Raw genomic sequence first — 6180 nt, 5'->3', positions numbered from 1 at the left:
GGGGTCGTGTTGTTCGGGTTTGTAGTGGCGGCCGGTGGGTGAGGTCCAGCCGGGTGGTTTGTTTTTGGTGGCTGGGTCGGGGGTCCAGGTGCTGTGGTGTTTGAGGCGGTGGTGTCGGGGGCAGAGTTGGGCCAGGTTGTGGGTTCCGGTGGTGCCGCCGTGGTGCCAGGGGTTGAGGTGGTCGGTGTCGTTGTCGGGGGTGTGGTTGGTGCAGCCGGGGAAGGTGCATTTGGTGTCCCGCAGCCGGAGCCATTGTTTGATGGTCTCCGGGAGCCGGTAGCGGGTACGGCCGATGTCCAGGGGTGCCCCGTCGCGGGGGTCGACCAGGACCCGGTAGAACGATTCCGCCCCGCCGGCGACGAGCTTCCGCGCCATGGATGCCGGGACCGGCCCGAATCCGTCCAGCACCGCCGGCTCATCGGTGAGGCCGAGCAGCGAGAACACCGGGACCGTGACCAGGACATCCGCCCGCGGCGTGGGGATCTTGCCGATGTCAGTGGAAGCACATCCCCGACCTGCGTCATTACCGGAACCCGCAGCAGCGGCGGCGGGTTCGGTGTCGGCGGCCGCGGCGGTGTGCTTGGTGGTGGGCTGCAGCCCGGCGCCGAGGAGCAGTGACGCGGCGACGTCGGCGCGGAGCTGGGTGAGGGTGCGGGGCTCGTCGGGGGTTTGGAGGCCGCGGGCGGTGGCGGTGCTGCGGTTCCAGATCGCGCACGCGGTGTCCCCGGGCAGGTAGAGCGAGAGCCAGGCCATCCCGTCGCGGTCCGGGGCGTAATCCATCCGCCGGTCCGCCACCCCCTTGGCGTGGCGTTTTTCCAGGGTTTCGGGGTGGTGGCGTTCCCGCCAGGCCCGGACCTTCGCCCGGAACCGGGACGGGACAAGGTCACCGGGGGCCGCGCCGCGGGCGGGGTTGGGTGCGTCGGGGTCGAAGAAGTGCGCCACCAACCCGTCCGCCCCTGCAGGGGTGAGGCCTTCGGTTTCGTCGGCCACGATCCGGGCGTGCTGCCACGACATCGCACCCGTCGACAGGGCCTCGACCACAGGCGGCAGGGAGCAGACCCGGCGGGACTGCTCCACCAGCGCCCCGGAAACCCCCGAGCTGATGGTCAGGATCCCGGCGATCTCCTCCACCACGGACATCTCCGCGAACGTGCGCTCCTCCACCGGGGCGTCCGGCGGAAGCAGAGCATGCTGGATCTCAAAGGCATCCGCCACGTCCCGCGCCTTCACCGCCGCCAGCTGGGCCTCCAACCGGGCCACCACCTCCAGCCGCCCCAGACATGACTCATACCGCCGCTGCAACACATCCACTTCAGCACCAACATCGGCGCCGGAACAAAGCGCAGCATCCTCCCGAACCAGCCCGCTGAGCGCAGCGACAGAGGCAGAGACACCCTCCATCACCACCGCCAGATCCGCACCGATTCCCATAAAGAAATCATCCAACCAGGGTCCGACATTTATGGAGGAGGCTTGTGGTTCAGCGCCCTTCCGCATAATTCAGCGATCCTCCCCGGGAACGCTTAAATGAATTCGGCCGCCATCGGGTGGTGACGCCGTTGTCACCACCCGATGGCGGCCGAAGCTTTTTGGGCGCACGCCCCTAAGGCCCTCTCCGGAACTAAGCCGGAGAGCGCAAGGGATGGTCAGATGGTGACGGCCCCGTTGGCGGTTTCAAATGTGACGGACAGGATGCCGGGAGTGCCGTGCGGCGCTACCCACTCGACCGCAACGTCTTCAAGCGGTTTCTCCACCGGCTCGCCCAGCCACTCGGTCACCCGCGACGCGGAGCCGGCAATGGTCAGGCAGCTCATCTTGAGGTTGCTCTCGTAGGCATTGGAGGGGTGCAGGGACGGGTCGCCTTCCCATTTGAGCATGTAGGGGACCTGGGGGTCTGCAATAAGGCCCAGGATGCCTATCTGCTTCCACACGAGTTCGCGGCCATCCGGGAACTTGCGGTTGCCGTTTACGGCAGCTCGGCCCAGGCGTTCCTCGAACGGGGCAAGGTCGTCCACTTCGACGCACCAGCCCATCCAGCCGCCGCCCGCAGCGGAACGGGCACGAACTGCCTGTCCGAACGGTGCTTTGTCCGAAGCCGGGTGGTCCAGGACCTCCACAACTTCGAGGTATTTGTGCCCGGCAAGGGGGATGATCATATTCCGGGTGCCGAACCGGGGGTGGACCCCGCCCTTCACTGCCTCAACGCCGAGGGCAGTTGAAATACGTTCGGTAGTGGCCGCGAGGCCATCGTGTTCACAGGCGTAAGAGACGTGATCCATGCGCATGGCAACATCTTGGCACTTTGTGATCGGGCTCTCAGCTAAGGGTGCCCTTACTTGGATTTGCGTCCCTGGCAGTGGTTGAAGAAGCCCCCGGCAGGTCGGGTTCAGCTTGCGATGTAGTAGCCGAAGGTGTCGGCGATGAGTTGGACGGTGCCGGCGGAGTTGTTGGTCAGGGCGATGGTTCCGTCGGCGGCGACGGGGGTGATGACCAGGTTGGGGGTGGTTTGGTCGGTGTTGAAGTTGAGGTTGGAGGTTCCGGGGGTGGGGGTGCCGCCGGCGTGGACGGTGATGTTGCCGAAGCTGGTGGGTGAGGTGACGGTGACGTTGACGGCGACGGCGGAGACTCCGGTGGTGGGGATGCCGCCGTGGCCGGTGACGGGGACGCGGATGGTGGCTCCGGGTGCGACGGGGCCGCTGGCTCCGCCGGTGCCGTAGCGGGTGTCCAGCTGCCGGAAGGGCGCCTGCGACGAGAAGGTGCCAGGGTCTACCGGGGCACCTGCGATGTAGTAGCCGAAGGTGTCGGCGATGAGTTGGACGGTGCCGGCGGAGTTGTTGGTCAGGGCGATGGTTCCGTCGGCGGCGACGGGGGTGATGACCAGGTTGGGGGTGGTTTGGTCGGTGTTGAAGTTCAGGTTGGAGGTTCCGGGGGTGGGGGTGCCGCCGGCGTGGACGGTGATGTTGCCGAAGCTGGTGGGTGAGGTGGCGGTGACGTTGACGGCGACGGCGGAGACTCCGGTGGTGGGGATGCCGCCGTGGCCGGTGACGGAGACGCGGATGGTGGCTCCGGGTGCGACGGGGCCGCTGGCTCCGCCGGTGCCGTAGCGGGTGTCCAGCTGCCGGAAGGGCGCCTGCGACGAGAATGCCCCCGGCAGGCGCGGGCTGGCAGGCACGTGCAGCAGTTTGTTTGGCGTTCCGGCGCCGGCACCGGCGATGGTTCCCGGAACAGCCGTCGACAGGACGGTGTCCGTGACCTGCGCAGGCGTGAAGAGCGGGTGCCGGGAGAGGATGAGGGCTGCCGTGCCGGCAACGTGCGGTGAGGCCATGGAGGTCCCGCTCAGCGATGCCGTGGCCGTCGACGACGTGTTCCAGGTGGAGGTAACGCCCACCCCCGGGGCGTAAAGGTCCACGCACTGGCCGTAGTTGGAGAACGAGGCCTGGTGGTCCGAGGAGTCGCTCGCGGCCACCGTCAAGGCGGACGGGACCCGGGCGGGCGAGGACGTGCAGGCATCCGTGGCCGAATTCCCGGCCGCGACGACGACGGAAATTCCATCGTCGACGACATTCTGGACTGCGGTGTCAAGGAGGCTGCTGACCGGTCCGCCAAGGCTCATGTTCACCACGGCCGGAGTTCCTGCGGCATGGTCCCCGGCAATCCAGTCGAGTCCGGCGATGATGTCCGAGTAGTAGCCGGACCCGTCGCAGGCCAAGGTCCGCACGGGCACGATCGTGGCGGATTTGGCCACGCCGTAGACGGTTCCGGCGATGATCCCCGAAACGTGGGTGCCGTGTCCGTTGCAGTCACTTGTCCCGCCGCCGTCGGAAAGTGCCGTCCATCCCGCGGCAACCCGTCCGCCGAAATCCACGTTCGAGGGGAGAACTCCGGTGTCAACCACATAGGCGCGGACACCGAGGCCGGAAGCGTCATACGTGTAGGCGCCGGACAGTGGCAACGCCTGCTGGTCCAGCCGGTCAAGACCCCAGGGCGCGGGTTTTTCCGTGGCGGAAATCGTCGATACCGCATCGGGTTCCACGGCTGTTGCCTTGCCGGACCGCAGCAGTGCGGCGGCTTGCGCCGCCGTGGCTTTGATCGCCGCTCCGTGCAGGGCCTTGCTGAACGTGTGGTCGACGGCGACCCCCTGGGAACGAAGGTCGCGCGCCGCCGTTGGGACGTCAGTTCCCGCCGGGAACTGGACCAGGTAGCGGCCATTGGGGCTGTCGGGAGCGGACGAGGGAGCGGCGGCGGGCGCGGTGGCTGCCGCTGGCGGCGCCGAGGCTTGCACTGGTGTACCGCTTGAGCAGAAGGCGACGGCGGACAACAGTGCGGCGGCAAGGGCCAGGCGCAAAGACTGGGGCAACGGAATCGAATTCCTTTGTGCGTGGTTGGGGGCGACGGGATAACGTCGTCCGGCTTCCACGGTATCCGGGCCAGGACGGCTGGCGGCCAAACCTCGGGCGATCCTTCGCATTATTTGTGGAACCTTGGAAAACCTCCACATCGGACTGCCATCGCGCCCGGATCCGTCCCCCGCCCGTCGGCTGAGACCCCCACGGCCCGCACACAGCGGCAAGACCATGTTCGTCACAATGCTGTCCCGGCCGGAGTGATGTTCCTACACTGGGCGCAGGTCATGAGTGCCAGCGTTAAGCCCCGGCTCGCTGGCCGGCAACCCTCCATCCGCGGTGGGGTGCCCCGGGTGAGGACCAGGCTGTCCGGCAATTGCCGGAAGCAAGCGCGGCCCGTGGTGCTCCCAGCATGCCGGGCCCATGTCATAGGAGACTGAGATGTCCAACGGATGGTCCTTCGAAACCCGCCAGATCCATGCAGGCCAGGAGCCTGACAGCGCCACCGGGGCCCGCGCCCTTCCCATCTACCAGACCACGTCCTTCGTGTTCCCGAGCGCCGAGAGCGCAGCCAACCGTTTTGCGCTGGCCGAACTGGCGCCGATCTACACCCGCATCGGCAACCCCACCCAGGACGCGGTGGAGCAGCGGATCGCCAGCCTCGAAGGTGGCCTGGCCGCTTTGCTGCTGAGCTCGGGGCAGGCCGCGGAAACCTTCGCCGTCCTGAATATCGCCGAGGCCGGGGACCACATCGTGGCCAGCCCCAGCCTGTACGGCGGCACCTACAACCTGTTCGCCCACACCCTGAAGAAGTTCGGCATCACGGTCACCTTCGTGGAAGATCCGGACAACCTGGATCAGTGGCGGAATGCCGTTCAGCCCAACACCAAACTGTTCTTTGGCGAGGTGGTATCCAACCCGCGCCAGGACGTCTTGGACATCGAAGGCATCTCCCAGGTGGCCCACGACGCCGGCGTTCCCCTGATCGTGGACAACACCCTGTCCACGCCCTACCTGATCCGGCCGCTGGAGTGGGGTGCGGACATCGTGATCCACTCCGCCACCAAGTACCTGGGCGGTCATGGCTCGGCGATTGCCGGCGTCATCGTCGACTCCGGCAAGTTCGATTTCGGCAAGGACCCCGGCCGGTTCCCCGGTTTCAACACCCCGGATCCCACCTACAACGGGCTGGTCTACGCCCGGGACCTTGGCGAGGGCGGCGCACTGGGCGCCAACCTTTCCTACATCCTCAAAGCCCGTGTCCAGTTGCTGCGCGACCTTGGCTCGGCGGTTTCGCCCTTCAACGCCTTCCTGATTTCGCAGGGCCTGGAAACGCTGAGCCTGCGGGTGGAACGGCACGTTTCCAACGCCACGGAGGTGGCGCGCTGGCTGGAGGGAAGGGACGACGTCGAATCGGTCGCCTACGCGGGGCTGCCGTCCAGCCCCTGGTACGAACGGGGCCGCAAGTACGGGCCCAAGGGGACCGGCGCCGTCGTCGCTTTCAACCTGGCCGGGGGCGCGGAGGCGGGCAAGCGCTTCGTCGACGCCCTGGAACTGCACTCGCACGTGGCCAACATCGGCGACGTCCGTTCGCTTGTCATCCACCCGGCGTCGACCACCCACAGCCAGCTCTCGCCCGAGCAGCAGGTGGTGGCCGGCGTCAATCCGGGGCTGGTCCGCTTGTCGGTTGGCTTGGAGCACATCGACGACATCCTGGCCGACCTGGAGGCCGGTTTCCGCGCGGCCAAGGGCGGCGCCGACGCCTGACCGCCGGCACGCCGGGGCGCTGCCGGCCGGCAGCGCCGGGAAGTCACAACCAGTCACACTCTTGGCCTGG

Annotated in this window: 4 protein-coding genes and 1 riboswitch; of the genes, 1 reads left to right on the top strand and 3 read right to left on the bottom strand. The window is 67.4% G+C overall.

Annotated features, from left to right (window positions below):
- The 3 genes from DC347_RS07675 to DC347_RS21800 form a co-directional block, all read right to left on the bottom strand.
- Nucleotides 1-1431: HNH endonuclease signature motif containing protein (locus DC347_RS07675; RefSeq protein ID WP_240617727.1), on the bottom strand; the 1431-nt coding region annotated here is incomplete at its 3' end.
- A 215-nt stretch (nt 1432-1646) separates the two neighbouring features.
- A complete protein-coding gene (locus tag DC347_RS07670) occupies nt 1647-2285 on the bottom strand; it encodes a VOC family protein (protein ID WP_026265047.1) in 639 nt (212 codons plus the stop codon).
- A 101-nt stretch (nt 2286-2386) separates the two neighbouring features.
- The gene (locus DC347_RS21800) at nt 2387-4357 is read right to left on the bottom strand and encodes a S8 family serine peptidase (protein ID WP_240617726.1); all 1971 of its coding nucleotides are present in this window, start codon (nt 4355-4357) and stop codon (nt 2387-2389) included.
- Between the two features lie 269 nt (nt 4358-4626).
- A riboswitch (SAM riboswitch) is annotated at nt 4627-4741 on the top strand.
- 43 nt (nt 4742-4784) lie between these two features.
- On the opposite strand from DC347_RS21800, the gene DC347_RS07660 reads away from it, so the two are divergent.
- Entirely contained in the window at nt 4785-6110 is a 1326-nt protein-coding gene (locus DC347_RS07660; protein WP_109044959.1) for a bifunctional o-acetylhomoserine/o-acetylserine sulfhydrylase, read from the top strand.
- Nucleotides 6111-6180: the final 70 nt, after the last annotated feature.

Origin of the sequence: Pseudarthrobacter sp. AG30 (assembly GCF_003116525.1) — a bacterium.
GTDB lineage: Bacteria > Actinomycetota > Actinomycetes > Actinomycetales > Micrococcaceae > Arthrobacter.
Note: the sequence above shows the minus strand (reverse complement) of the source record. Positions and strands in the feature narration are given on the sequence as shown.